Origin of the sequence: Bradyrhizobium sp. HKCCYLS2038, from assembly GCF_051167655.1 — a bacterium.
Taxonomy (GTDB): Bacteria; Pseudomonadota; Alphaproteobacteria; order Rhizobiales; family Xanthobacteraceae; genus Bradyrhizobium.
In genome coordinates, this window is record NZ_JBNPTM010000005.1 from 604,793 (window position 1) to 629,034 (window position 24,242).

The window sequence follows — 24,242 nt, forward strand, 5'->3', positions numbered from 1 at the left end:
ACCGCACAAAAGCCGCGCTATCGCGGTCGCCTGCACCGGGCCGTTGCGGCCGCGCCTAGGTGCGGTCGTGCGGCTGCAATGAGAACCAGACCATGACCGACCCGATCATTCCCGTCACCGAAGACGAGTTGCACGCCTATGTCGACGACGAGCTGCCGGTGGAGCGCCGCGGCGATGTCGAGGCCTGGCTCGCGGCGCATCCAGCGGATGCCGAACGGGTGGCATCCTGGCGCAGCATGGCCGAAGCCCTGCATGCGCGCTACGACGCCGTCGCCAACGAGCCGGTGCCGCGGCGCCTCGACCTCGATCGTCTGGACAGGCGCCCACGGCGCTGGATCATCGGTGCGGCCGCCGCCAGCATCTTCGCGTTCAGCCTCGGCGGCGCCCTCGGTTGGGTCGCACATGGCGCGGCATCGTCGCCGTCGCTGCTGCTCAGCCTGGTTGGCGATGCGCTCGATGCGCACAGGCTCTACGTGGTCGACGTGCGGCATCCGGTCGAAGTTCCCGGCGACGAGAAGGTCCATCTGCAGCAATGGCTGACGCGCCGCTGCGGCCGCACCGTGCAGGCCCCCGAGCTCGAAGCCACCGGCCTCAAGCTGGTCGGCGGCCGGCTGCTGCCGGGCCCGTCCGGTCCCGCGTCGTTCCTGATGTATGAGAGCACCTCCGGCGAGCGCTTCACGGTCTATGCGAGCAAGACCGGGATCGAGGCTGCGCAGATGCGCTACACGGCGCAGGGCAATGCCGCCGCGCTGTCCTGGGCCGAGCGCGGCGTCGGCTATGTCGTCACCGGCGGCAGCGACCGGACACGTCTCACCCAGGTTGCACGCCTTGTTTATGACCAGGCCGAACGCGTGGGCGGCTAGCGGAGTATCGCGCCTCGATCTCGCCCAGGAGGCGATTTGCGGCCGTGTCAGAAGCGGTTGCGAGGCGTCCGCAAGCCATGCGGCGGCGCATCGCTCCGTGCGCTCGCCGCCAGCCGGATACACGTTAAGGTGGATGCCGCAATTCCGTCACCGAAAATCTGGAATCATGGCACCGGCGCGTCTCAATATCGCACCAAATAGTCACGAAAAAATGAGGAGTGTTCGATCCGCCGATCGACACGAACGCGGCCTCGATCGGGGTTTTGTACCGCGCTGGTCCCCCCTTCGAGGCCGCACTTTTCTTCTCAGATCTGCAGCGATCAATCCCGCAACGCGCAACCTCAGGCGAGGTTGCTGCGCGGATTGTACGGATGGCGGTCGCGCCATTTGGTCATCAGGGCCTCGAGATCAGCGTCGTTGCCGTCCGGAAGCACGATCTTGGTGGTGACGAACAGGTCGCCCATCGAGCCGTCGCTTTTCGGCAGTCCCTTGCCCTTCAGACGGAAGGTGCGGCCGCTGGAGGTGTTCTTCGGGATCGACAGTTCGACCGCGCTGCCGAGCGTCGGCGCGCGCACCTTGGCGCCCAGCACCGCCTCATAGAGCGTGATCGGCAGATCGAGCCTGATGTCGCTGCCTTCGACCTTGAAGTATGGATGCGGCGCGATCTGGATCGTGATCAGGAGGTCGCCGGGCCGGTGCCCGGGCGCGCTCTCACCCTGGCCCTTGAGCCGGATCTGCTGGCCCGCCGTCACACCGGGCGGAACCTTGACGTTGAGCTCCTTGCCCGACGGCAGGCGCACGCGCTTCTCGCCGCCCTTGACGGACTCCTCGAGCGTCACCGACATCGCGACCTTCAGGTCGAGATCGACGCCAACACCCCCGGTGTCGAATTCGAACGGGTTGCCGCCGCCGCGCGCGCCGCGGCCGGCGGCACCGCCGAACATGCTGTTCAGAATGTCCTCGAAGCCGCCGCCACCAAAGCCGCCGCCCGGCCCGCCGCCGCTGCGGAAGGTATAGTTCTCGAAGCCGCCGCCACCGGCACCGGGACGGCCAGCGCCGCCGCCGGGAAAGCCCTGGAAGCGCGGCTTGCCCTCGGCATCGATCTCCCCGCGATCGAACTGCTTGCGCTTGTCCTCGTCGCCCAGGATCTCGTTGGCCGAATTGATCTCGGCAAACCTGGCCGATGCCTTCGGATCGTCCTTGTTGCTGTCGGGATGGTGCTTCTTGGCGAGCTTGCGATAGGCGCTCTTGATGGCCGCAGCGCTGGCGCTTCGCGGCACCCCCAAGACCTCATAGGGGTCGCGCATCCGTCACGTCTCCTTACAGAATGTCTGATACTAACCTATGGGCTCCCCGCCCGCTTTGCATTTCATGTGGGGAGTCCGTTGTATTTTTGCAACGGGTTCCGACGCGACCCGGCTAGCTTTGCTGCCAGGGTTTGAGCGTATGGATGTCCCAGCGGCCGCGTTCGACACGGCACGCCGAGCCCTGCAGCCACCGCTCCGTCTTGCCGTTGACGTAGCTCGCCAGGAAGTCCCGGCAAGTCCTGCCGTTCTCGGCCGTATAGGATTTGGCGATTGGCGTCACCGAGCCGCGGGCGCCGGTCTGCGGATTCTGCCAGGGCTGGCTGGAATCCTTGGTGCCCTTGGTCAGCACGTCGGAGGCGGCGTTGCGGGCAAAGGCGAGATCGCCCTCCGTCGGCTCGCGCTCGGGCGGCGGGCTGATCGTTCCGGTGATCTCCGCATCCTCCATCTTGGCATAAGCCGATTCGGGGCGCGAGAAGCTGCAACCACCACCCGACAGACCGATTAGAATGAGTGTCAAAGCGGTGCCGGCAGGACCGATCGCGGATAGGCCAAGCCGGACCGATGCCCTATATAGGACCGGACCAGCATGACCTTGCGCGCGCTTGGCCGCGGGTGAACGCAAAACTCGGACTCCCCATACACATGACCGACCCCACGAGCATCAAACACCAGACAACCTTAACATCCGGTACATCGGCTGATTTTACCGAGGCCGGCGAGCCGTTTGCTCTGTTTGCCGAGTGGTTTGCCGAGGCCGTCAAGAGCGAGCCGAACGATCCGAATGCGATGGCGCTGTCGACGGTCGACGACAGCGGACTGCCCGACGTGCGCATGGTGCTGATGAAGGGCTACGACGCCGACGGCTTCGTGTTCTACAGCCACAAGGCCAGCCAGAAGGGCCAGGAGCTGGCCGCCAATCCGAAGGCCGCGCTGCTGTTTCACTGGAAGTCGCTGCGCCGGCAGGTTCGCATCCGCGGCCTCGTGACGCCGGTGACCGACGCGGAGGCGGATGCCTACTTCGCGACCCGCCCGAAGCAGGCGCAGCTCGGTGCCTGGGCCAGCAAGCAGTCGCAGCCGCTCGAGAGCCGCTTCGCCTTCGAGCAGGCGATCGCCAAGACGGCCGCGCAATACATCATCGGCGAGGTGCCGCGCCCGCCGGGCTGGAGCGGCTGGCGCATCACGCCGCTGCGGATGGAGTTCTGGCACGACCGGCCATTCCGGCTGCACGACCGCATCGAGTTCAGGCGCGAGGCCGCTGGCCAGCACTGGAGCAAAGTGAGGATGTATCCGTAAGGGACGACGGCCGAGCGCCCTCCCCTCATCACGCGACAGTCGACTAACGAGCTTCGCCCCCGGTGCTCAGGAATAGCGCACCGAACACGCAACCATTGTGGTAAGCTGATCCCTCAAGGGATCGTGAGAGACCCATTCATGCCCACTCCTTCCAACCAGCCGCGGCGCACGATGCTGCTGACCGGTGCCAGCCGCGGCATCGGTCATGCCACCGTGATCCGCTTCTCCTCCGCCGGCTGGCGCGTCCTTACCTGCTCGCGGCACCCCTTTCCGGAGGAGTGCCCCTGGGGTGCGGGCCCCGAGGACCACGTCCAGGTCGATCTCTCCGATCCACAGGACACCCTGCGCGCGATCGCCGAGATCAAGCAGCGCATCGACGGCGGCGAACTGCATGCGCTGGTGAACAACGCTGCGATTTCGCCGAAGGGCTCCGGCGGCGCGCGGCTCGGCACCGTCGACACCGACCTCGACACCTGGAATCACGTTTTCCGCGTCAACTTCTTCGCGCCCATCATGATGGCGCGCGGCCTGATCAAGGAGCTCAAGGCCGCCAAGGGCTCCGTGGTCAACGTGACCTCGATCGCCGGCTCGCGGGTGCATCCGTTTGCCGGCGCCGCCTATGCGACCTCCAAGGCGGCATTGGCCGCACTCACACGTGAAATGGCGTCGGATTTCGGCCGCGTCGGCGTGCGCGTCAACTCGATCGCGCCGGGCGAGATCGACACCTCGATCCTGTCGCCCGGCACCGAGAAGATCGTGCAGGAGCAGATCCCGATGCAGCGGCTCGGCACGCCGGACGAGGTGGCCAAGATCATCTACGTGTTGTGCACCGAAACCAGCTCCTACGTGAACGGCGCCGAGATCCACATCAACGGCGGCCAGCACGTCTGAGGGCGGCGGACGAACCAAACCCTGGATCAAGCCAGACCCGACTTGGTTCACGCCTGCTTGCTGCTCTCGACGAGACCCGGGTGGCGGCTCCAAGGTGCGATTAACGCCAGTTGCAAACATCGTTGCGCGGCGGGCGGGTGCCACAAACGAACAGCGCCCCCGGAAGGGAGCGCTGTATGACCGATTGCATCGGCCTACCCGGTTCGAATTGACGGCCGTGCCACCCGGCGCCGGCGCGAGAACGTTCGTTCAGCCCTCGCACACCAGGCCACGGAGGATCTGGGCGGCGCGCCAGCGCAAACGTGCGGATTCGATGTTGAGGTTGAGCGCGCTGGAGCAGTCATCCTCGCGTTCGTCGTGATCGAGCTCGGCGCCGCAATAGCGGCAGGTGCGCGGCGACAGCGCATGGGCCACGATGCTATCGGCACGGCTGCGCTGGTAGCTGGCGAGCGCGACCACGTTGTTCGATGCCGTTATGCGTTTCTCAACCATTGCCGCCTCTTGGCCATGGGCGCATTGAACGCGCCTTGGAGCTCCTGCATGCCACGCGCCGAAGCGCTTTTTGTTGGCCATGCTCACGAGCTGAGTTATCGCAGAGAAGTTTCGATCAAACGTTCAGCGTTCCCGTCAAATTTTACCTGAGCAATTGAGGCGGGTTTGCAGCGGCATTGCCGCCAGCCTAACAACTATTTGTGGCATGACGCGCATCTTATCATCTGTGTTACTTGAGGTGCATAGCCAGTTACCTGCGATGGCATTCGGTTAGTGAACATCGAGGCATCGCTACTAACAACATGGCGCGCATGCGGCAGAAATTGCCGCTATCCGGGATGCAGGCGTTCACACGGTGCAAACCAAGTGTTCTGGAATCGCTGGCGCGAATCGACGGGCGCGCTGCGCCTACAGCCACTTCTTCCATTTGAAGATCCAGTACGGCACGATTGCGCAGATCAGCATCAGCACCAGCGCCATCGGATAGCCGTGTGCCCATTCGAGCTCCGGCATCATCTTGAAGTTCATGCCGTAGATCGAGGCGATCAAGGTCGGCGGCATCAGCACGACGGCCATGACCGAGAACAGCTTGATGATGTTGTTCTGCTCGAGATTGACGACGCCGAGCATCGCATCGAGCACGAAGGTGATCTTGCCCGCGAGATAGGAGGCATGGTCGGTCAGCGAGGCCACGTCGCGCTGCATGGTCTTGAGCTGCTCGCGCATGTCCTTCGACCATTTCACGCCTTCGACGACCGCGGACAGGAAGGTCACCAGGCGGCCGATCGAGACCAGGCTTTCACGCACCTTCGAGGTCAGGTCGCCCTTGCGGCCGATCGCGATCAGGATCTGCGAATACTGCTTGGCGTGACCGTGCCGTTCGTTGTTCGGCTCGAAGATCTCGTGGCTGACCTGGTCGATGTCCGCCCCGACGCGCTCGAGGATGTCGGCGCAGCGGTCGATCACGGCGTCGAGCAGTTCCATCAGGACCATCTCGCCGGTGATCCCCGGCGCGCAGCTGCGGGCGAGCTTGGCCTCCACCACCGCGAACGGCCGCGGCTGATCGTAGCGCACGGTCACCAGGCGGTGACCGGCGAGGATGAAGGTCACGGCCGTGGTTCTCGGCATGTCGGTATCGGAGTGACACATCAGGGTCGCGGTCATGTAGCGGGCGCCGTTCTCGATGTAGAGACGGCTGGAGATCTCGATCTCCTGCATGTCCTCGCGCGTCGGGACCGCGATGCCGGCCAGCTTCTCCACCGCCCGGTCCTCGGCGCCACTCGGGTTCACCAGGTCGACCCAGACCGCATTCTCCGGCAGCGCCGAGGCATCCGTGACCGGGGCCTTCTTGAGCGAGACCTCCGACGGGACGTACACTGAGAACATGCAGGGAGACTCCGAATCGCCAAACGTGGTTTCGGCGGCTTAGCGGTGGGATGCTGCTGCCTTGTGACGCAGCTTGCCGACAGGGTCCATCGGCATTTCGCGCGTGTGTGGCCTAAATGGCCGCGTCGGCGGCGATCGCGGGCGCGAACGTGCTGTTCAGAGCACAGCTGTGGATGACTGGCCGAAATTTTGCGGCAAAAAAGCAACAATCACGGCGCTGCAACGTGACTTGTGCGTGTATCGGCTGGAATCGCGATCGATTTTGACGATAATGGGACATGTGGAATCGCGCTGCAGTGGCGCGGCCGTGCCATTGCAACGTCAGCTGTCAATTGGAATTTGTGACATGTCGCTGAAGGTGAAATTAGGACTCCTGGCCGCCGGCCTGATGCTGTCGGGCTGCATGCAGGCCACGACCTATGAGGCGACCAACGCCCAGGCCTTCAAGCCGAAGGACAAGGAGCTTCTGGCGAAGATCCGTTACACCAATACGCCGGTGGCGGAACCCTATCGCCGTGCGATCGTCGAGTATCATCGCAAGGAAGCGCCGGGCTCCATCGTCGTCGATTCCGACGCTCACTACCTCTATTACGTGCTCGATGGCGGCAAGGCGATCCGCTACGGCATCACTGTCGGCGAGGAAGCCATGGCCTGGTCCGGCATCGCCAAGGTCGGCGCCATGACCGAGTGGCCGGCCTGGCATCCGACCAAGAGCGAGATCGAGCGCCTCGGCGTGCCGACCTTCGTGGCCGCCGGTCCGGACAATCCGATGGGCTCGCGCGCGATGTACCTCTATGCCAACGGCAAGGACACGCTGTTCCGGATCCACGGCACCAACCAGCCGGAATATATCGGCGCCTCGATCTCATCGGGCTGCATTCGCCTGACCAACGAGGACGCGATCGACCTCTACAACCGGGTCAAGGTCGGCACCATCGTCGTGGTGCTGGATCCGAAGAAGGGCGATTCGCCGTACAAGCCGCAGATGGCGCTGCAGGGCGGCGGCACTTACGCTGCGATGCAATAAGCTTCGGCTGAAGCCGGCCGCAATCAAAAGCCGAGAAACGCGTTTAGCATCCTTTTTCGAGAGCGCCGGGCAACCGGCGCTCTTTTTGTTTGGGGCTGTTTGTTAGGGGCTGTGCGCGAGGAAGCTGATCGTCCTCAGGACCTGCTCTTGTGCTTCTTCTTGGCGTCCTTCGCAGCCGCCGGCTTTGGCGCGGGTGGAGGCACAGCGGGCTCCGCTTCCCCAGCTTCCGCATCACCCGATGCCGGCTCGGACGGGGCCGACTTGCGGGCCTCCGGCTCTGCTGCGCCGCCTGATCCATGGCGAGCCGCCGATTTCGCCTCCTTGCCGTCGTCCTCGGCTTCCGCGGTCTCACGCGGCGGCGCGTCGTCTGGGCGCGCGGCCGGCATCAGGGGGGCGACCTTAGGCATCGGATCGAGCACGTCCCACTGGCAGATGCGGTAGTTGCTGCGGCGCTCGGCCAGATCGAGATGAATATGGTCCTCGTGATACCAGTCGGAATCCGGGCCCAGCACGGTCGCAAAGTGGGTGCAGACCGAATGCAGCACGGCCTCGCGCAGATCGCGCGGCTGGGTGCGGTCGGTGAGCTCGATCATGCGGCCATCGGCGAGCTTGAAGCCGCGCACGTCGAGCGCATTGGCGCGGCCGTGCTCCGACATCTGGGCGCCGACGATGTTGTTGCGGCCGCGGCACTGATACGAATCGTAATTGTCCAGCGCAGCGATCGGGCTGCCGAGCCGGGCGGCCAGTGGCGCCACATCGTTGCGGACCCAGTTGGCCACCGCCGTCGCCATCGTGCAGCGCATGACCGCCGCCGGCGCCAACGCCACCCGCCGCTTGTCCGGCAGCATCACCGCCTCGAGCCGGACCAGATCGTCACCGCCGCAGGCGCCCGGCCCCTTGATCGGCGGGATCGAAGGCGCGACCGCGATCTCCTCGGTGAGCGCCAGGCGGCAGGCGGATTGCTGCGGCACCGGAGGCGTCTTCGCGTCTTTACCGCTGTCCTTGGGTGCCTCGGCCGCCTCGTCCTTGCCGTCATTGGCTTCATCCTTGGCCTGCTCGTGCGCGCCCCGCTTCGGCGCCGTCTCGGGACGCGGGCGAGGCAGTGGCACCACCGCCAGGGGTTGATCTTGGCGCGTCGATGCCGCGGCCGTGGCGCGCTGTTGCGACTGAGCGGCCTCCCTGGACCTTGCGGTCGCGGGCACGGTCATGAGGCAGCTCAATGCGAGCGCAGCGGCGGCAGCGCTAACCATCGCACCCGGCGCGACGTCGTGGCCGCCACAAGGCCATTTGCGCGCGGTGCGGCGCGCGCTAAAATTCACGGAACGGACCAAAAGACCCTCGCTGCCCTAAAGCGAATACCACCGGAGGAACGACCTGATGCTTGGATTGATGCAAGACTGGCCCCTGCTTTGCCACCGGATCATCGAGCATGCGGCGACGATCCACGGCTCCCAGGAGGTCGTGACACGCTCGGTCGAAGGCCCCATCGTTCGCACCACCTACCGGCAAATCCACGACCGCGCTCTCAAGGTTTCACAAAAACTGACGCGCGACGGCATCAAGCTCGGCGACCGAATCGCAACCATTGCCTGGAATACCGGCCGCCATCTTGAGGTGTGGTACGGTATTATGGGAATCGGCGCGATCTGTCACACGGTCAATCCGCGTCTCTTCCCCGAACAGATCGGCTGGATCATCAACCATGCGCAGGACCGGATCGTCATCACCGATCTGACCTTCGTGCCGATTCTCGAGAAGCTCGCCGACAAGCTGCCGAGCGTCGAGCGGTATGTCGTGCTGACCGATGCCGCCCACATGCCGCAGACGAATCTGAAGAACGCAGTTGCCTATGAAGCGTGGATCGGCGAGGCCGACGGCGATTTCAAATGGGGCACGTTCGACGAGAACACCGCAGCGGCGATGTGCTACACATCCGGAACGACCGGCGATCCCAAGGGCGTGTTGTATTCGCATCGCTCCAACGTGCTGCATGCGTTGATGGCCAATTCCAGGGATTCGCTCGGCACGTCCGCCGGCGACACAATGCTTCCGGTGGTTCCGCTGTTCCATGCCAACAGCTGGGGCATCGCGTTCTCAGCGCCCTCGATGGGCACCAAGCTGGTGATGCCCGGTCCCAAGCTCGACGGCGCCTCGGTCTACGAGCTGCTCGACACCGAGAAGGTGACCTATACCGCCGGCGTGCCCACGGTGTGGCTGATGCTGCTGCAGCACATGCAGGCGCATAAGCTCACGCTGCCGCATCTGAAGATGGTGGTGTGTGGCGGCTCGGCGATGCCGCGCTCGATGATCCAGGCGTTCCTCGACATGGGCATCGGCGTGCGCCACGCCTGGGGCATGACCGAGATGAGCCCGATCGGCACGCTCGCCACCTTGAAGCCGCCGTTCCTCGACGCCACCGGCGACGCCAAGCTCGACGTGCTGCAGACCCAGGGCTTCCCGCCGTTCGGCGTCGAGATGAAGATCACCGACGATTCCGGCACCGAGCTGCCATGGGACGGCAAGACCTTCGGCCGGCTCAAGGTCTCCGGTCCCGCAGTGTCGAAGGCCTACTACAAGGTCGACAGCAACATCCTCGACGAGGAAGGCTTCTTCGACACCGGCGACGTCGCCACCGTCGACGAGCACGGCTTCATGCGCATCACCGACCGCTCCAAGGACGTCATCAAGTCCGGCGGCGAATGGATCTCCTCGATCGATCTGGAGAACCTCGCGGTCGGCCATCCCGCCGTCGCCGAGGCGGCCGTGATCGGCATCTTCCATCCCAAATGGGACGAGCGGCCGCTGCTGATCGTGCAGCTGAAGCAGGGGCAGACCACGACGCGCGAGGACATCCTGAAATACATGGAAGGCAAGATCGCGAAGTGGTGGATGCCCGATGACGTCGCCTTCGTCGACGGCATCCCGCACACCGCGACCGGCAAGATCCTCAAGACCGCACTGCGCGAGCAATTCAAGGCTTATCGCTTCCCCAACGCGGCGGCGTAACAAACTCCCGCTCCGCGGGTGACGAACGGCCCCTGCGCCCGCGCAGGGGCCGTTTGCGTTCTCGGCGAAAAGTTCCTCGGCCCTCGTCTCGACCATAGGCGAATAGGAAAGCCTGCGGGCTGGTTCCTAAGCTCCGGCACCAACGAAGAAACGAGGGAACGCCCACCATGCGATATCAGACGCGCCTGCTGCCCTGGCTGTTCGGGGCCTCACTGGTCGCGACGGCGGCGCATGCCGCTGCCAACAAGGTCGTGATCGGCGACATCGACGACATGTCCGGGCTCTATGCCGACGTGATCGGGCCGGGCGGTGTCGAAGCCGCGAAGATGGCGATCGAGGATTTCGGCGGCAGCGTGCTCGGCAACAAGATCGAGTTCATGGAGACCGACCACCAGAACAAGCCCGATGTCGGCGCCCAGAAGCTGCGCGAATGGGCCGATCGCGACGGCGTCACCATGATCCTCGGCGGCTCCAACACCGGCGTCAGCTTGGCGATGGCCAATGCTGCCAAGGAGAAGAAGATACCGTTCATCGCGATCGGCGCCGCCGGCGCGTCGCTGACCGGCAAGGACTGCACGCCCTACACGGTCCATTACGCCTACGATACGACCTCGCTCGCCAACGGCACCGCCAAGACCATGGTGAACCAGGGCGGCAAGAGCTGGTTCTTCCTGACCGCCGACTACGCCTTCGGCACCCAGTTGCAGGAGGCCGCCTCCAAGGTCGTCGAGGCCAACGGCGGCAAGGTGGTCGGCGCGGTGCGCGTGCCGCTCTCCAGCTCGGATTTCTCCAGCTATCTGCTGCAGGCGCAGAGCTCGGGCGCGCAGGTTCTCGGCCTCGCCAATGCCGGCAACGACTTCACCAACTCGATCAAGGCTGCGGATGAGTTCGGCATCGCCAAGACGATGAAGCCGGCGGCGCTGCTCGCCTTCATCAGCGACATCCACAGTCTCGGCTTGAAGACGGCGCAGGGTCTCTACCTCACCACCGGCTGGTATTGGGATCTCAACGACAAGACTCGCGCCTTCGCAAAGCGCTATTACGACAAGACCAAGCGCGAGCCGACCATGAACCAGGCCGCCTACTACTCGGCCACGATGACCTATCTCAACGCCGTCAAGGCGGCCGGCACGACCGACTCCGACCAGGTCATGGACCAGCTGCGCAAGATGAAGATCGACGACATGTTCACGTCCAACGGCAAGATTCGCGCCGACGGCCTGATGGAGCATGAGATGTACATCATGCAGGTTAAGAAGCCGGAGGAATCGAAGCACCCCTGGGACTACTACAAGCTGATCCAGACCATGTCGGGCGAGGAGGCGTTCGGCAAGCTCGCCGACTCGGCCTGTCCGCTGGTGCAGGGGCATTGAGGCTGTTCACATTGGCCGCGGGTGAGGCGACCGGCTTCCCTGCGGCCGGCAGCCGTAACCCGGCGTTCTCGGATCCTCCAGCAGCGATTTCGGCCCCGCCGCCACGATCCCGCGGGGACAGCGGCCAGGACCGCTCCCGGGCCGACTTCGCGGCCGTCCGGGGCGGGAACAAGGCCGCAGACTCCCCTTGAATTTGACCGGGGCTCATGGTCTCAAGCGACATCACGCCCCGGCGTCCGGGGCCGCCCCAACCCGGCAGTTCCTGAACCGATGGCCCGCAGGTTTCACGCTCCCTATCTGTCGGAGCCCACCTCCAGCCTTGCGACGTGGACCCGCAATCTCGCGGTGTTCTCCGTCGTCGCCGTGCTGGTCTCAATTCTGATCCTGCGTTTCGACTTCCTTGAGATGAAGCCGGCGCTGGCCACGTTCTTCGGTGCGCTGGGCTTGGCCGCGCTGTCGATCCTGCTCGGGCTCGCCGCCTTCGTCGCGATCTGGCGCAATGGCAGCCGCGGCATGAGCCGCATCCTCCTAGCGTTCATGATCGATGCGGTGGTGCTGGCCTATCCGGCCTACCTCGCGCTCCAATACCGCAAGCTGCCGAAGATCTACGACATCACCACCGATCCGATCGATCCGCCGCGCTTCGAGGCCCTGGCGCCGCTGCGCAACGGCGACGGCACCAACACGGCCGTGTATGCCGGCCTCTATTCGGCCGAGCAGCAGCAGAAGTTCTATCCCGACATCGAGCCGGTGCAGATCGAACTGCCACCGGATCGCGCCTATGCGATCGCCCTGAAGCTGGTCAACCGCCGCAAATGGTTCGTCGTCGACGAACGCGCGCCGCAGCCGCCGCGCCGAGTCGGCCGCATCGAGGCTGTCGCGCGCACGCCGATCATGGGCTTCCGCGAGGACATCTCGATCCGCATCCAGCCCGACGGCGAGGATTCCCGCGTCGATGTCCGCTCTGCCTCGCGCTATTTCGATTCCGATCTCGGCAGCAACGCCGCGCGCGTCAACAAGCTGATCGAGGATCTGTCGAACGCCGGCGAGGCCGAAGCGCAGAAGCCGGTGAAGAAGATCACGCCGCCGCCGGTTGCTGCAAAGGGCAATGCTAAGACGGTGAAGAAGTGAAGGGGGCGAGTGGCGAATAGGGAGTAGCGAATAGGGATGACGCCGAGCCGGACTGCTCTCCTTCCCTACTCGCTACTCCCTATTCGCCATTCGCTACGCCAAACGATACGTCCCGCCAATGACCGGGTCGCCTTCCGTCGCGACGACACCACGGGCGACGAGATCCTCGAGATGCGCGAGCACCGAATATCCGGCAGCGGTGGTGAGCCGTGGATCGATGCCGATATAGATCGTGCACACCATGGTCGGGATGTCCGCCTCGCCCTTGGCGAGGCGATGCAGGATCGAAGCCTCGCGGGCTTGACGGTGGCGGGTCAGGAAGCGCGTGTGGCGCGGGCCTTCCGGAATCTCCGGCCCATGGCCCGAGAAATACAGTTCCTCCGGTCGTCCGGCGAGCCGCTCCAGCGAGGCCATGTAGTCGACCATCGAACCGTCGGGCGGCGCCACGATCGAGGTCGCCCAGCCCATCACGTGATCGCCGACGAAAGTGGTGCTGCGCTCGCCCCAGGCGAAGGCGAGATGATTGGCGGTATGGCCGGGTGTCGCCACCGCCTCCAATTGCCAGCCCTGCCCCTCGATCACGTCGCCATCGGCAACGGTGACGTCAGGCGCGAAATCACGATCGACGCCGGATTCGGGACTGTGCTTCTCGCTCTCGTAGCGCGGCCGGGAGGCGCGATGCGGGCCTTCGGCATAGACCGTAGCGCCAGTGGCGGCCTTCAGCCGGCCGGTGTTCGGAGAATGGTCGCGGTGGGTATGCGTGACGAGGATGTGGGTGACGGTCTCGCCGCGCACCGCGTCCAACAGCGCCTGTGCATGCGCTTCATTATCCGGGCCGGGATCGATGATCGCAACGTTGCCGCGACCGACGATGTAGCTGACCGTGCCAGTGAAGGTGAACGGACTTGGATTGTTGCAGAGGACGCGGCGGATGCCCGGACGCACCTCATCGACGACGCCCGCCTGAAGCGGGAAGTGACGGTTGAACGGGACGTCGTCATTGTCGGACATGGCGTGCTCGTCGCTTGGTTACTCCGTCATGCCCGGGCTTGCCCCGGGCATCCACGCTTCGTCCACCGCTAAGACGTGGATGGCCGGGACGAGCCCGGCCATGACGACGTCTTGCAGCGTTCCGTCTCGATCAGAAGAACGCCTGAATGCCGGTGATGGCGCGGCCGAGGATCAGGGCGTGGACGTCGTGCGCGCCCTCATAGGTGTTGACCGTCTCGAGGTTCGCGGCATGGCGCATCACGTGATACTCGATCGAGATGCCGTTGCCGCCGTGCATGTCACGGGCGAGGCGGGCGATGTCGAGCGACTTGCCGCAATTGTTGCGCTTGACGATCGAGATCATCTCCGGCGCCATCTTGCCCTCGTCCATCAGCCGGCCGACGCGCAGGCTCGCCTGCAGGCCGAGCGCGATCTCGGTCTCCATGTCGGCGAGCTTCTTCTGCACCAGCTGGGTGGCGGCCAGCGGCTTGCCGAACTGCTTGCGGTCGAGCGTGTACTGGCGGGCGCGGTGCATGCAGTCCTCTGCGGCGCCGAGCACGCCCCAGGAGATGCCATAGCGGGCGCGGTTGAGGCAGCCGAACGGGCCCTTGAGGCCGGACACGTTGGGCAGCAGCGCGTCTTCCGGCACCACCACGCCGTCCATCACCACCTCGCCGGTGATCGAGGCGCGCAAGGAGAGCTTGCCGCCGATCTTCGGCGCCGACAGGCCCTTCATGCCCTTCTCGAGAATGAAGCCGCGGATCTGGTTGTCATGCGCGGCCGACTTGGCCCACACCACGAACACGTCGGCGATCGGCGAGTTCGAGATCCACATCTTGCTACCGGTCAGGCGATAGCCGTCGGCGACCTTCTCGGCGCGGGTCTTCATGCCCGCGGGATCGGAGCCGGCATCCGGCTCGGTCAGGCCGAAGCAGCCGACCCATTCGCCGCTCGCGAGCTTCGGCAGATACTTCTTGCGCTGGTTCTCGTCGCCATAGGCGTAGATCGGATACATCACCAGCGACGACTGCACCGAGTTCATCGAGCGATAGCCGGAATCGACGCGCTCGATCTCGCGCGCAACGAGGCCGTAGGCGACGTAGCTCGCATTGGCGCAGCCATATTCCTCGGGGAGCGTGATGCCGATCAGGCCGAGTTCGCCCATCTCGTTGAAGATCTCACGATCGGTCTTCTCCTCGAGATAGGCCTTGGTGACGCGCGGCAGCAGCTTGTCCTGGGCATAGGCGCGCGCGGTGTCACGCACCATGCGCTCGTCCTCGGTCAACTGCTCGTCCAGCAGGAAGGGATCGTCCCACTGGAAGCTCGACTGGGCCGGCTTGTCCTTTGCCTGAGGGCGCGCGCTCATGAATGGTCCTTTCGCGTCTCGCTGCGCTCGGAGCACAGCGGTGTGAGGTTAAATCCTGGGAGTTCAGCCTTCAAGCCGTTCGTTGGCGACGATCTCGATGCCGAAACCCGACAGGCCCTTGTAGTCATGGGCCGACGAGGTCAGGTTCCGGATCGACGTCACGCCGAGATCGCGCAGGATCTGCGCGCCGACGCCGACTTCGCGCCATTGCCGATGGCGATCGGCCTCCGCGGTATGTGGCTCCGCGACCGGTTCGACCGGAACGCCGGCCGCACCGTCCCGCAGATAGATCAGCACGCCGCGGCCGGCCTTCTTGAAGTGCTGCAGCACCGCTTGAATACGCTGCGGACCCGCGATCAGATCCTTCACGATGTTGGGCTTGTGAAGCCGCGTCAGTACATTCCTGCCATCGCCGATGCCGTTGTAGACGAACGCCGCATGCGTGATCGGATCGAACGGCGAGCGGTAGGCGTAGCCCTGCAACGGGCCGATCGGGCTCTCGGTCGTGAACGTCGAGACGCGCTCGATCAGCTTCTCGCGCGCCTGCCGGTAGGAAATCAGATCGGCGATCGTGACGTGCTTGAGATTGTGGGCCGCAGCGAAGCGGACGACCTGCTCGCCCTTCATGACCGTGCCGTCGTCGTTCATCAACTCCGAGATGACGCCGACCGGCGGCAGGCCGGAAAGCTTGCACAGATCGACGGCCGCCTCGGTATGGCCCGAGCGCAGCAGCACGCCGCCGTCGCGCGCGATCAATGGGAAAATATGGCCGGGCCGCGCGAAGTCGTTGGCGCCGGCATTCGGATTGGCCAGCGCGCGGCAGCAGGAGGCGCGCTCCTCGGCGGAGATGCCGGTGCCGCCATCCGGCTTGTAGTCGATCGAGACCGTAAACGCGGTGGTGTGATTGGAGTCGTTGTGGGCGACCATCGGATCGAGCCGCAGCCGCCGCGCGTCATCGGCGGTGATCGGGGCACAGACGATGCCGGAGGTGTGGCGAATGATGAACGCCATCTTATCGGGCGTGCACAGCGAGGCCGCAACGATCAGATCGCCTTCCCCCTCGCGGTCATCGTCATCGGTCACGACGACCATCTCGCCCTTTGCGAAGGCGTACAGAACTTCCTGGATCGAGTCGGCCATTTGCAAAGTCTCGCAGCTTTTCCGGGGCGTGCTTTAGCCGGGATCGAAGGCGCCCGCCAGAGCGGCGGAACTGCCGTTCGGAGGTCGCCTTCCCCGGGAAAAAAGCCTGTCCTGCCAGGACAAGCGTCCTGGTATCTGTTTAAAGTCGCCCCAATTCGAGAACAAGGGAGGCGTGCCTCATGGCCGTATTCGATTTTGCACCGCTCCTCGGTCCCGGCCTCCCGGCTCCAGCCGCACGCTGGACAGGCCTTGCAAAATACAGCTTCGTCGGCGGCAACAATGATGCCGACGCCGTCCCGGTCGAGGATTTGCGTGCGGCCGCCGACGCCGTGCTCGCGCGGGAAGGCCGGGCGCTGGCCACCTACGGCCTCGCGCATGGACCGCAAGGCTATCGACCGCTGCGCGACTTCCTGGCCGCCAAGCTGGCGCGCGATGCCGGCATGTCGGCGCGCGCCGACGACATCATGATCCTGTCCGGCTCGCTGCAGGGGCTCGACCTCGTCAACCAGGCGCTGCTCACGCGCGGCGACACGGTGCTGGTCGAGCAGGACAATTACCAGGGCACGCTGACGCGGCTGGCGCGGCTCGGCGTCAAGCCGGTCGGCATCCCGCTCGACAAGGACGGCATGCGGACGGACGTGCTGGCGACGGCGCTGGCCGATCTCAAGGATCGTGGCGTCAGGCCGAAATACATCTATACCATTCCGACGGTGCAGAACCCGACCGGCACCATCATGCCGGAGAGCCGCCGCGCCGAGCTGCTGTGGCTGTCGCGGGCCTATGGCGTGCCGGTGTTCGAGGACGACTGCTATGCCGACCTGATCTGGGACGGCAAGCGCCCGCGCGCGATCCACGGCATGTCCGACCATGGCGGCGTGATCCATCTCGGCTCGTTCTCGAAATCGGTCGCCCCGGCGTTGCGCGTCGGCTTCCTGGTTGCACCTTGGGAGATCATGTCGGTCCTGCTTGCGCTCAAGACCGACGCCGGCTCGGGCGCGCTGGAGCAGATGGTGCTTGCCGAATACTGCAAGCCGCATTTCGCCACCCACGTCCCGCAGCTGGTGCGGGGCCTGCGCGCCAAGCTCGACACGCTGATGGACGCGCTGAATGCCGAGTTCGGGACGGCCGCCGAGTTCGAAGCGCCGAAGGGCGGGATCTTTCTCTGGGTCAAGCTGCCGGACCAGGTCGACGCGATGAAGCTGTCGCAGGCCGCGCTCAAGCGCGGCGTGTCGATCAATCCCGGACCGGAATGGTCGACCGACGCGGCGCATTCGCGAAGCCGCGTACGGCTGTGCTTCGCCAGCCCCTCGCATCAGGAGATCCGCGAAGGCATCGCCGTGCTGGCGGACGTCTGCCACCAGGAGTTCGGCCTGCCCGAGCGGTCCGCCAACAGGGCACGCAGCGCGAGCGAATGATCGCGCCTCAGCGCACCGAGAAGGGCGACTGGTAGGGCCGGCCGAACGGCACGCCATTGATCACGGTCTGCACCGGCTTCAGCTGCAGCTTGCCGTCGCGCTTGTTGCCGCGCGTGTCGACGAAGCTGACCGGGCCTTCGGCCAGATCCATGATCGCGATGTCGCCGGGAGCACCGACCTGCAGGGTGCCGAGCTTCGACACCTTGCCGATGATCTTGGCGGGCGCCGAGGTCGCCATGGTCACCACCTGCTCCAGCGAGAACCCCATCGCCAGGAACTTGCCCATCACGTTTGGCAGGAACGGCATCCCGGGCGTGTTGCCGGAGAACACGTGCACGTCCGAGGAGATCGTGTCCGGGCCACAGCCGCCGGGGATCGCCACCTCCGCGACGGTGAAGTCGAAGCTGCCGCCGCCATGGCCGACGTCGAACAGCACGCCGCGCTGCTTGGCGGCGAGCGCCGCCGGCAGCAGCTTGCCGTCCTGCACGATGTTGGTGAAGGCGCCGTTGAGGTTGGGCGCTCCGGAATAGGCATGGGTGAGCACGTCGCCCGGCCGCAGCAGATCCAGGATCTGCGACATCAATTCGCCGGTCTCGACGCCGCCGATATGCACCATCATCCGCGCCGGCCAGCCGCAGCGCTCGCAGGCCTGGATGCCGCGCTTGAGCGGCTCGAGCCCGTGCTTGAAGATGACGTTTTCCGACATCCGCACCTTGACCCCGAGCAGGAAGTCCGGGTTCTCGGCGAGCGCCATGGCGCAGGCCTCCACCTGCGCATTGTCGATGTTGTAGAGCTCGGCGACCGGAAACGCCGACAGGCCGTTGTTGGCGATATGGACGAAGGCGTAGATTCGCGCGCGCGACTGGGCGACGATGAAGCGGCGTAGCGCCGCCAGATTGTTCACGCCGGCGTCGCCGGCCGAGACGACCGTCGTGGTGGCCTGGAATTGCACCAGCTCATCCGGCGGAATCCCGATCGCTGAACCGTAGGGATAGACATGGCTGTGGAGATCGACGAGGCCCGGCATGACCAGCCGGCCGCCGGCGTCGATCGATCGCAGCGCCCGCTCGACGGGAATATCCGCCTCGATGGCCTCGATCACGCCCCAGCGGATGCCGATGTCCCGCTTGCCGCGGAGGGACTGGCTGGGGTCGATGACATCCCCTCCCTTGATGAGGAGGTCGAACTTGTCGGCAGGACCCATCGCGGCGTTGGCAGGAACCGTCAGCGCCGTCATGGCGGCTGCTCCGATCAATCGAAGAAAATCGCGGCGCGATTGCCCTGCCATGCGTGCCTCCCCCGGATGACGTTGTTGTTGAAGTCAGCATGCGCCTTCCCAGCAAAACCCGCAACATGCTGGCCGCGCATCAACCGCAACCTCGCGGAGAACAAAAGACGCGTGTCCGGCCGTTGCAAGGTTGATGCAACGCATTAGGATGAGACGGCTGCCAACCGACTCGAATTGCATGACCTCGCGCCTGTCCCGCCTGCTCCAGATCACAGTGCTGACCACATGCGCCTTCACCTCGGCTGCCCTGGCTGACGGCGTTGCGGATACTGCGCGTGACTGGGGCCTGATCGGGACCTGGGCGGTCGACTGCTCCGCACCGGCGGTCAAGGGGCGCGGCACGATCATCTCCTATGAGATTGCCTCGGACGGCAGCCTGATCTATCGCCGTGACCATGACGCATCGGATCTCAACGAGATCGCAGATGCGCGCGTTGAACCCGACCAGACGCTGGTGCTGTCGATCGTGCTGTCGAAGGCAAGGCAGACACGCGAGAACGGAATTGCCAAGACCGCCGACGGCAGCATTCGCTCGGTGTTCAACCGCGGCGAGGACGGCAGCTACACCATCCGCGACGGCCGCTTCGTCGCCAACGGCAAGTTGACGCCCGCGCTCAGGAAGTGCGACTGACGACCGGCTCCCGCGGCCCGTCCACGTCCTGGCAAGACGAAATCTGAACGTACATTCAGCAACTTCGTAGAAGTTCCTGCGGAACGTTCTCGGACACTTCAAGTTGACCCCGCGCAATTTAATCTGGAGGACAACATGAAGAAGATCGCTCTTGCACTCGCTTCCCTGACGGCCATTGCGCTCGCAGCGCCGTCGATCGCCAACGCCGAGACCGTGATCATCAAGCGTGGCGGCCATCACTATCATCACGGCTGGGACCGCCATCATGGCTGGGACCGCTCGCGCGCCGAGTATCGCATGCATCGCGAGTTCAGGCCCCACCGCCATCACGATCGCACGGTTGTCATCAAGCGCTACTGATCGGCAGTCGACACGAAAATGGCCCCGCAAGGGGCCATTTCTCTGTTTGCCTTGTCACCTGGAGCAATGGTCTGCCCGCGTCAGCGATCCCACTCCGGCGCGAAACCAGGATTGACGAAGCGCTTGTCCTTCGGGAGGGCGGCAATCGTCTGGCGGTCCTCGTCGTCGAGCTGAACTTTCATTGCATCCCAATTGGCTTGCTGGCTTTCCTTGCGGCCGGCCTTCGGGATGGCGGCGACGCCGTCCTGGTCGAGCAGCCACTTCAGCGCGATCTGTGCGGCGCTCGCCCCATGCTTGCGGCCGATCGCGGCCAGCGTCTCGTCGGCAGCGGCCCGTCCCTGCGCCAGCGGACAATAGGCGACCAGGGGAATCGAGCGGCCCGCCATGTAGGCCATCAGCTTCGACTGCTCGAGCATCACGTGATACTCGACCTGATTGCAGGCGATGGGCGCCTGGATCTCCTCGACCGCCTGCTTCAACAGCGCGACGGTGAAGTTGGCGACGCCGATCGCCCGCGTGCGCCCCTCCTGCTTCAGCGACAAAAGCGTCTCGAGCGCAGCCGGGAGATTCATTCCCTTGGCTGGCCAATGGATGAGATAGAGGTCGACGAAGTCCAGCCTGAGCTTCCTCAAGCTCGTGTCGAACGCGCGGCGGATCGCATCCGGTGCGAGGTTCTCCGGCCAGACCTTTGTTGTGACGTGCAAATCCGCACGCGGCACGTCGGCAGCCGCGAGTGCCGCGCCGATCGCGTCCTCGTTGGCGTACATCTCGGCGGTGTCGATGTGCCGGTAGCCGAGCGCGAGCGCGCTCTCGACAGCCTCCCGGCAGACGGTGCCCTGCATGCGGAAGGTGCCGAGCCCGAGCTTGGGAAGGTGGATGCCTTGGGTTTCGATTGCGTCCATGAAGTCTCCTGCCAAGGTCTTTTACCAAGGCCGCCCGCCCGCGCTCCGGCATGATCTGGATGCGCCGAGGTGAGCCTTGAAGATCAAGGTGTTGTCGGGATGCGTTGAATGGTCCCGCGGAGTTTGCGCGAGTTCAAGCCGATCCGCAGCTGCGACAATCAAGATGTTGAGAGACCGTTCCGGAGCGCGCGCGCCCGGCGATCATCGCCAGCTGCAGATTCCGCCACTGCCGAGCCGGCACGGCCAGGTCTGGACCCGCGTGTCCATGGCCTGAGCGTCGAGCAGGTTCTTGCGATTGGCCAGCCTCGAGCGCGCCGCAGTGGGGGGACGCTCGGCGGAGCGCATCACATGGCGATGCTTGACCGTCGCGACCGTACGCGTGACATCTGCCCTGTCCCGCTCCGCGGCCATGCTCGCGCGATCCGTTCTCGCTTCGATCGGAACGGGCTCGAAATGCGCTTCGGGTCCAAGCGGGCGCGGCGACAATACGGCCCTGGAAAGATCGAGGCGAAACACCTCGCCCGGCTGATACTCGGTCGCCCAAGCGCCGCTGCCACACAGCAAGCCGACACACGTCAAAATGCCGAATAGATTCTTCCACTCCATGGCCTTCTCCACGCGCAGAGAATGCGCGCCCCCCGCCCCAAGATCGCGGCATCGCCAAGCTCCGTCCCCAACGGTCAGGCTGGACGAACGGTTGGCTGCCAGATGATGCTTTCGCCGTTGTCCGTCCGTGACGTCATCATCGGAACCGCCGGCCGCCGCATCATAGTCACGGCGGCGCCGCCGTCCCTTCATTTAGGACACGATGAAGCCGTTTCCAGGCCAATTTCGGAATTCACGGTTACCGTTGTGCACGGCGTTGGGCGCTTTAAAAAGTCATGCTGTAGATAAGTCATACTAATCAGACGATGTAACCCTGAGAGTGCAACGCAGTGTTTCGGCTGCGCCCGGCGCGATCTGCATGAGCCCCGGTTTGTCAGCAAATTCTGCATCGAAATCGAGCGGGCTGGCGAAACCACGCCAGGGTTCGATGCAGAGGAAACTCGCGCCGGCCGGCTTCGACCAGAGGCCGAGCTGGCGAAAATGATTCCATTCCATCTCCAGCGCGGGGCCTCTGGCTCCGGCAAAGCGAACGGAACGGCTGACCGGCTGATCGAGGATCAATGCATCATCGACGAACAGGGCCTCGTTCAATTGAAGAACACGGCCTTCGATAGGGGACGGCTCCGGCTGCGCGCGCAGCAATCCGCCGGACAGGCGCCGAATCGGCGCGGGCTCGGGCTTTGCAAACGTTAGCAGATAGCTTTCCTTCGACTCCCCAGGAAGCAGCGGCCAGTTGAACGCGGGATGGGCGCCGAACGAGGCCAGCAGCACGTCACGTGCGGGGTTGGCGATCTCGATCGTGATCTCCAGGGCATCGGGTGTGACCCGGTAGCTCAAGGTCAGGCTGAAGGCGAACGGGTAGCGGGCGCGCGTGGTCTCGTCGTCGGTCAGCCGGAGAACGCACCCGCTGGCGCTGCGCTCCAGCCAGGTGAAACGCAGGTCGCGGGCGAAGCCGTGCTGGGTCATGGGATAGACCCGGCCATCATGACGCAGATGATCGTCCTTCAGCCGACCGACGATTGGAAACAGCCAGGGCGCGTGACGTGGCCAGGCGGGGCCGGCCTGCCACAGCAGCTCCAGGCCTTCGGCCGTCTTCAGCGAGCACAGCTCGGCGCCGTCAGCCTTGATGCTCGCCGTGATGCCGCCGGCGCTGATCGTCTGCAGGTCGTCGCTCATGTCGCATCATCCCGTTCGCGAAAAACGAGAGCGTGATGCCGGATTGCCGCGGCAACGTCCAGAGCCGGCCATGTCTATCGACGTCCGCCGACGCCCCGTCGCGGAACTGATCCACCGCGGCTCGATGGGCGCGCCAGGGCCGTCGAATGAGCAAACATCGCCTGATCTTCGTGCAGCACCGCCGCTTGCCGGCCTCTATCATTCGTGTACGAATGATCAAAACCGGCTTGATGCTGCGCCGCGTGCAGGCGCAAACTGCCGTAAAATGCCTCGCCAGGAGAAGGATATCCCGATGGCCCATGACGCGCCGCAAGCAACCGGCCCCAGCAAACTGGTGATCCGCAACATCGGCCTGCTGCTGTCGGGCGCGCTGGAGCGGCCGATCCTGGACGCCGATACGATCGTCGCGGAGAACGGCAAGATCACGGGAATCGGCCGCTTCAAGGATGTCGACACCGAAGGCGCGACGACGATCGTCGATGCCCACGGCACGACGGTCGCACCGGGCCTGATCGACAGCCATGTCCACCCCGTCGCGGGTGACTGGACGCCGCGGCAGAACCAGAGCAACTGGATCGACTCCTACCTGCATGGCGGCGTCACCACGATGATCTCCGCCGGCGAGGTGCACATGCCCGGCCGTCCGCGCGACGTCGTCGGCCTCAAGGCGATGGCTATCTTCGCGCAGCGCGCATTCTGGACGCTGCGCCCCGGCGGCGTGAAGGTGCATGCCGGCGCCCCGGTCATCGAATGCGAGATGGTCGAGGACGACTTCAAGGAGCTCGCGGCGGCCGGCGTCAAGCTGCTCGGCGAGGTCGGCCTCGGCGGCGTCAAGGACGGCCCGACCGCGCGCAAGATGGTCGGCTGGGCGCGCAAATACGGCATCCAGAGCACCATCCACACCGGCGGCCCCTCGATCCCCGGCTCCGGCCTGATCGACAAGGACGTCGTGCTGGAAGCCGGCACCGACGTCATCGGGCACATCAATGGCGGCCACACTGCGCTCCCCGACGATCAGATCCGCTGCATCTGCGAGGGCTGCAAGGCGGGCCTCGAGCTGGTGCACAACGGCAATGAGCGCTCGGCATTGTTCACGCTGCGCACCGCGCGCGAGATGAACGAGCTCAACCGCGTCATCCTCGGCACGGACGCGCCCGCCGGCTCCGGCGTGCAGCCGCTCGGCATCCTCCGCATGGTGTCGCTGCTGTCCTCGCTCGGCGACGTCCCGGCCGAGATCGCGTTCTGCTTCGCCACCGGCAACACCGCGCGGATGCGCGAGCTCGATTGCGGCCTGATCGAAATCGGCCGCTCCGCCGACTTCGTCATCATGGACAAGGCGCAGCACTCGCCGGCCAAGACGCTGCTCGACAGCGTTCAGCTCGGCGACCTCCCGGGCATCGGCATGACCATCATCGACGGCATCGTCCGCACCCAGCGCAGCCGAAATACGCCGCCCGCGACGAAGATCCCGGAGATCGTGGCGAAGTAGTTGCCACCATCCGTCATTGCGAGCTTCGCTTGCAATGACGGATGGGCTTGAGGACGATCGATCACGCGAAACAGCAAACGTCCGCCCAATCGGGGCAATCATGACCGGCG

Annotated in this window: 23 protein-coding genes; 11 read left to right on the forward strand and 12 right to left on the reverse strand. The window is 65.0% G+C overall.

Annotated features, from left to right (window positions below; all coding sequences use genetic code 11):
- Positions 1–92: 92 nt before the first annotated feature.
- A complete protein-coding gene (locus ACQR1I_RS24615) occupies positions 93–863 on the forward strand; it encodes an anti-sigma factor family protein (RefSeq protein WP_434868033.1) in 771 nt (256 codons plus the stop codon).
- 341 nt (positions 864–1,204) lie between these two features.
- Here ACQR1I_RS24615 and ACQR1I_RS24620 read toward each other — a convergent pair whose 3' ends face one another.
- Positions 1,205–2,170 carry a DnaJ C-terminal domain-containing protein gene (locus ACQR1I_RS24620; protein WP_434868032.1) on the reverse strand — a complete coding sequence of 322 codons (966 nt, stop codon included), beginning with the start codon at positions 2,168–2,170 and terminating at the stop codon, positions 1,205–1,207.
- Between the two features lie 112 nt (positions 2,171–2,282).
- Positions 2,283–2,687 carry an RT0821/Lpp0805 family surface protein gene (locus ACQR1I_RS24625; protein WP_434868031.1) on the reverse strand — a complete coding sequence of 135 codons (405 nt, stop codon included), beginning with the start codon at positions 2,685–2,687 and terminating at the stop codon, positions 2,283–2,285.
- A 125-nt stretch (positions 2,688–2,812) separates the two neighbouring features.
- Between ACQR1I_RS24625 and pdxH the strand changes: the two genes are divergently transcribed.
- Together pdxH and ACQR1I_RS24635 are read left to right on the forward strand one after the other, a co-directional pair.
- Positions 2,813–3,463, forward strand: coding sequence for a pyridoxamine 5'-phosphate oxidase (pdxH, locus tag ACQR1I_RS24630; RefSeq protein ID WP_434868030.1), 651 nt, complete (start codon positions 2,813–2,815; stop codon positions 3,461–3,463).
- 138 nt (positions 3,464–3,601) lie between these two features.
- A complete protein-coding gene (locus tag ACQR1I_RS24635) occupies positions 3,602–4,354 on the forward strand; it encodes an SDR family NAD(P)-dependent oxidoreductase (protein ID WP_434868029.1) in 753 nt (250 codons plus the stop codon).
- Positions 4,355–4,603: 249 nt separating this feature from the next.
- On the opposite strand, the gene ACQR1I_RS24640 is transcribed toward ACQR1I_RS24635, so the two are convergent.
- On the reverse strand, positions 4,604–4,846 hold the full coding sequence (locus ACQR1I_RS24640) for a hypothetical protein (RefSeq protein ID WP_434868028.1): 243 nt from the start codon (positions 4,844–4,846) through the stop codon (positions 4,604–4,606).
- A gap of 408 nt (positions 4,847–5,254) precedes the next feature.
- Positions 5,255–6,232: a magnesium transporter CorA family protein gene (locus tag ACQR1I_RS24645; RefSeq protein ID WP_434868027.1), complete on the reverse strand. Its 978-nt coding sequence runs from the start codon at positions 6,230–6,232 to the stop codon at positions 5,255–5,257.
- Positions 6,233–6,578: 346 nt separating this feature from the next.
- Here ACQR1I_RS24645 and ACQR1I_RS24650 point away from each other — a divergent pair, with 346 nt between their 5' ends.
- Positions 6,579–7,259: a L,D-transpeptidase gene (locus ACQR1I_RS24650; protein WP_434868026.1), complete on the forward strand. Its 681-nt coding sequence runs from the start codon at positions 6,579–6,581 to the stop codon at positions 7,257–7,259.
- Between the two features lie 134 nt (positions 7,260–7,393).
- Here the strand turns inward: ACQR1I_RS24650 and ACQR1I_RS24655 are convergent, their stop codons facing one another.
- Complete coding sequence (locus ACQR1I_RS24655; protein ID WP_434868025.1) at positions 7,394–8,509, reverse strand: extensin family protein; 1,116 nt, start codon at positions 8,507–8,509, stop codon at positions 7,394–7,396.
- Between the two features lie 127 nt (positions 8,510–8,636).
- On the opposite strand from ACQR1I_RS24655, the gene ACQR1I_RS24660 reads away from it, so the two are divergent.
- The 3 genes from ACQR1I_RS24660 (at position 8,637) to ACQR1I_RS24670 (ending at position 12,769) form a co-directional block, all read left to right on the forward strand.
- Positions 8,637–10,265 carry a fatty-acid--CoA ligase gene (locus ACQR1I_RS24660; protein WP_434868024.1) on the forward strand — a complete coding sequence of 543 codons (1,629 nt, stop codon included), beginning with the start codon at positions 8,637–8,639 and terminating at the stop codon, positions 10,263–10,265.
- A gap of 167 nt (positions 10,266–10,432) precedes the next feature.
- Complete coding sequence (locus ACQR1I_RS24665) at positions 10,433–11,638, forward strand: ABC transporter substrate-binding protein (protein ID WP_434868023.1); 1,206 nt, start codon at positions 10,433–10,435, stop codon at positions 11,636–11,638.
- Positions 11,639–11,908: 270 nt separating this feature from the next.
- Positions 11,909–12,769, forward strand: a complete 861-nt coding sequence (locus ACQR1I_RS24670; protein ID WP_434868022.1) for a DUF1499 domain-containing protein — start codon at positions 11,909–11,911, stop codon at positions 12,767–12,769.
- 93 nt (positions 12,770–12,862) lie between these two features.
- Here the strand turns inward: ACQR1I_RS24670 and ACQR1I_RS24675 are convergent, their stop codons facing one another.
- The 3 genes from ACQR1I_RS24675 to ribB form a co-directional block, all read right to left on the reverse strand.
- On the reverse strand, positions 12,863–13,780 hold the full coding sequence (locus ACQR1I_RS24675) for an MBL fold metallo-hydrolase (RefSeq protein ID WP_434868021.1): 918 nt from the start codon (positions 13,778–13,780) through the stop codon (positions 12,863–12,865).
- A 130-nt stretch (positions 13,781–13,910) separates the two neighbouring features.
- On the reverse strand, positions 13,911–15,125 hold the full coding sequence (locus ACQR1I_RS24680) for an acyl-CoA dehydrogenase (RefSeq protein WP_434868020.1): 1,215 nt from the start codon (positions 15,123–15,125) through the stop codon (positions 13,911–13,913).
- Positions 15,126–15,188: 63 nt separating this feature from the next.
- A complete protein-coding gene (gene ribB, locus ACQR1I_RS24685) occupies positions 15,189–16,265 on the reverse strand; it encodes a 3,4-dihydroxy-2-butanone-4-phosphate synthase (RefSeq protein WP_434868019.1) in 1,077 nt (358 codons plus the stop codon).
- Positions 16,266–16,444: 179 nt separating this feature from the next.
- On the opposite strand from ribB, the gene ACQR1I_RS24690 reads away from it, so the two are divergent.
- A complete protein-coding gene (locus tag ACQR1I_RS24690) occupies positions 16,445–17,680 on the forward strand; it encodes a PLP-dependent aminotransferase family protein (protein ID WP_434868018.1) in 1,236 nt (411 codons plus the stop codon).
- Positions 17,681–17,687: 7 nt separating this feature from the next.
- On the opposite strand, the gene ACQR1I_RS24695 is transcribed toward ACQR1I_RS24690, so the two are convergent.
- The gene (locus ACQR1I_RS24695) at positions 17,688–18,968 is read right to left on the reverse strand and encodes an amidohydrolase family protein (RefSeq protein WP_434868017.1); all 1,281 of its coding nucleotides are present in this window, start codon (positions 18,966–18,968) and stop codon (positions 17,688–17,690) included.
- Between the two features lie 178 nt (positions 18,969–19,146).
- Here ACQR1I_RS24695 and ACQR1I_RS24700 point away from each other — a divergent pair, with 178 nt between their 5' ends.
- Together ACQR1I_RS24700 and ACQR1I_RS24705 are read left to right on the forward strand one after the other, a co-directional pair.
- Positions 19,147–19,599, forward strand: a complete 453-nt coding sequence (locus tag ACQR1I_RS24700) for a hypothetical protein (RefSeq protein WP_434868016.1) — start codon at positions 19,147–19,149, stop codon at positions 19,597–19,599.
- Between the two features lie 135 nt (positions 19,600–19,734).
- Positions 19,735–19,959, forward strand: a complete 225-nt coding sequence (locus ACQR1I_RS24705; protein WP_434868015.1) for a hypothetical protein — start codon at positions 19,735–19,737, stop codon at positions 19,957–19,959.
- A gap of 80 nt (positions 19,960–20,039) precedes the next feature.
- Here the strand turns inward: ACQR1I_RS24705 and ACQR1I_RS24710 are convergent, their stop codons facing one another.
- The 3 genes from ACQR1I_RS24710 to ACQR1I_RS24720 form a co-directional block, all read right to left on the reverse strand.
- Complete coding sequence (locus ACQR1I_RS24710; RefSeq protein WP_434868014.1) at positions 20,040–20,861, reverse strand: aldo/keto reductase; 822 nt, start codon at positions 20,859–20,861, stop codon at positions 20,040–20,042.
- 201 nt (positions 20,862–21,062) lie between these two features.
- Positions 21,063–21,467, reverse strand: a complete 405-nt coding sequence (locus tag ACQR1I_RS24715; RefSeq protein ID WP_434868013.1) for a hypothetical protein — start codon at positions 21,465–21,467, stop codon at positions 21,063–21,065.
- A 294-nt stretch (positions 21,468–21,761) separates the two neighbouring features.
- On the reverse strand, positions 21,762–22,643 hold the full coding sequence (locus ACQR1I_RS24720; protein WP_434868012.1) for an aldose 1-epimerase family protein: 882 nt from the start codon (positions 22,641–22,643) through the stop codon (positions 21,762–21,764).
- Between the two features lie 292 nt (positions 22,644–22,935).
- Here ACQR1I_RS24720 and ACQR1I_RS24725 point away from each other — a divergent pair, with 292 nt between their 5' ends.
- Positions 22,936–24,132, forward strand: a complete 1,197-nt coding sequence (locus ACQR1I_RS24725; RefSeq protein WP_434868011.1) for an amidohydrolase family protein — start codon at positions 22,936–22,938, stop codon at positions 24,130–24,132.
- The last annotated feature ends 110 nt before the right edge of the window (positions 24,133–24,242 follow it).

Coding starts and splice junctions, on each gene's coding strand:
- pdxH (WP_434868030.1), top strand. CDS start 2,813: ATGACCGACCCCACGAGCATCAAACACCAGACAACCTTAACATCCGGT.
- ACQR1I_RS24720 (WP_434868012.1), bottom strand. CDS start 22,643: ATGAGCGACGACCTGCAGACGATCAGCGCCGGCGGCATCACGGCGAGC.
- ACQR1I_RS24650 (WP_434868026.1), top strand. CDS start 6,579: ATGTCGCTGAAGGTGAAATTAGGACTCCTGGCCGCCGGCCTGATGCTG.
- ACQR1I_RS24695 (WP_434868017.1), bottom strand. CDS start 18,968: ATGGCAGGGCAATCGCGCCGCGATTTTCTTCGATTGATCGGAGCAGCC.
- ACQR1I_RS24655 (WP_434868025.1), bottom strand. CDS start 8,509: ATGGTTAGCGCTGCCGCCGCTGCGCTCGCATTGAGCTGCCTCATGACC.
- ACQR1I_RS24675 (WP_434868021.1), bottom strand. CDS start 13,780: ATGTCCGACAATGACGACGTCCCGTTCAACCGTCACTTCCCGCTTCAG.
- ACQR1I_RS24700 (WP_434868016.1), top strand. CDS start 19,147: ATGACCTCGCGCCTGTCCCGCCTGCTCCAGATCACAGTGCTGACCACA.
- ACQR1I_RS24620 (WP_434868032.1), bottom strand. CDS start 2,170: ATGCGCGACCCCTATGAGGTCTTGGGGGTGCCGCGAAGCGCCAGCGCT.
- ACQR1I_RS24680 (WP_434868020.1), bottom strand. CDS start 15,125: ATGAGCGCGCGCCCTCAGGCAAAGGACAAGCCGGCCCAGTCGAGCTTC.
- ACQR1I_RS24715 (WP_434868013.1), bottom strand. CDS start 21,467: ATGGAGTGGAAGAATCTATTCGGCATTTTGACGTGTGTCGGCTTGCTG.
- ribB (WP_434868019.1), bottom strand. CDS start 16,265: ATGGCCGACTCGATCCAGGAAGTTCTGTACGCCTTCGCAAAGGGCGAG.
- ACQR1I_RS24725 (WP_434868011.1), top strand. CDS start 22,936: ATGGCCCATGACGCGCCGCAAGCAACCGGCCCCAGCAAACTGGTGATC.
- ACQR1I_RS24705 (WP_434868015.1), top strand. CDS start 19,735: ATGAAGAAGATCGCTCTTGCACTCGCTTCCCTGACGGCCATTGCGCTC.
- ACQR1I_RS24690 (WP_434868018.1), top strand. CDS start 16,445: ATGGCCGTATTCGATTTTGCACCGCTCCTCGGTCCCGGCCTCCCGGCT.
- ACQR1I_RS24660 (WP_434868024.1), top strand. CDS start 8,637: ATGCTTGGATTGATGCAAGACTGGCCCCTGCTTTGCCACCGGATCATC.
- ACQR1I_RS24635 (WP_434868029.1), top strand. CDS start 3,602: ATGCCCACTCCTTCCAACCAGCCGCGGCGCACGATGCTGCTGACCGGT.
- ACQR1I_RS24640 (WP_434868028.1), bottom strand. CDS start 4,846: ATGGTTGAGAAACGCATAACGGCATCGAACAACGTGGTCGCGCTCGCC.
- ACQR1I_RS24665 (WP_434868023.1), top strand. CDS start 10,433: ATGCGATATCAGACGCGCCTGCTGCCCTGGCTGTTCGGGGCCTCACTG.
- ACQR1I_RS24645 (WP_434868027.1), bottom strand. CDS start 6,232: ATGTTCTCAGTGTACGTCCCGTCGGAGGTCTCGCTCAAGAAGGCCCCG.
- ACQR1I_RS24670 (WP_434868022.1), top strand. CDS start 11,909: ATGGCCCGCAGGTTTCACGCTCCCTATCTGTCGGAGCCCACCTCCAGC.
- ACQR1I_RS24615 (WP_434868033.1), top strand. CDS start 93: ATGACCGACCCGATCATTCCCGTCACCGAAGACGAGTTGCACGCCTAT.
- ACQR1I_RS24710 (WP_434868014.1), bottom strand. CDS start 20,861: ATGGACGCAATCGAAACCCAAGGCATCCACCTTCCCAAGCTCGGGCTC.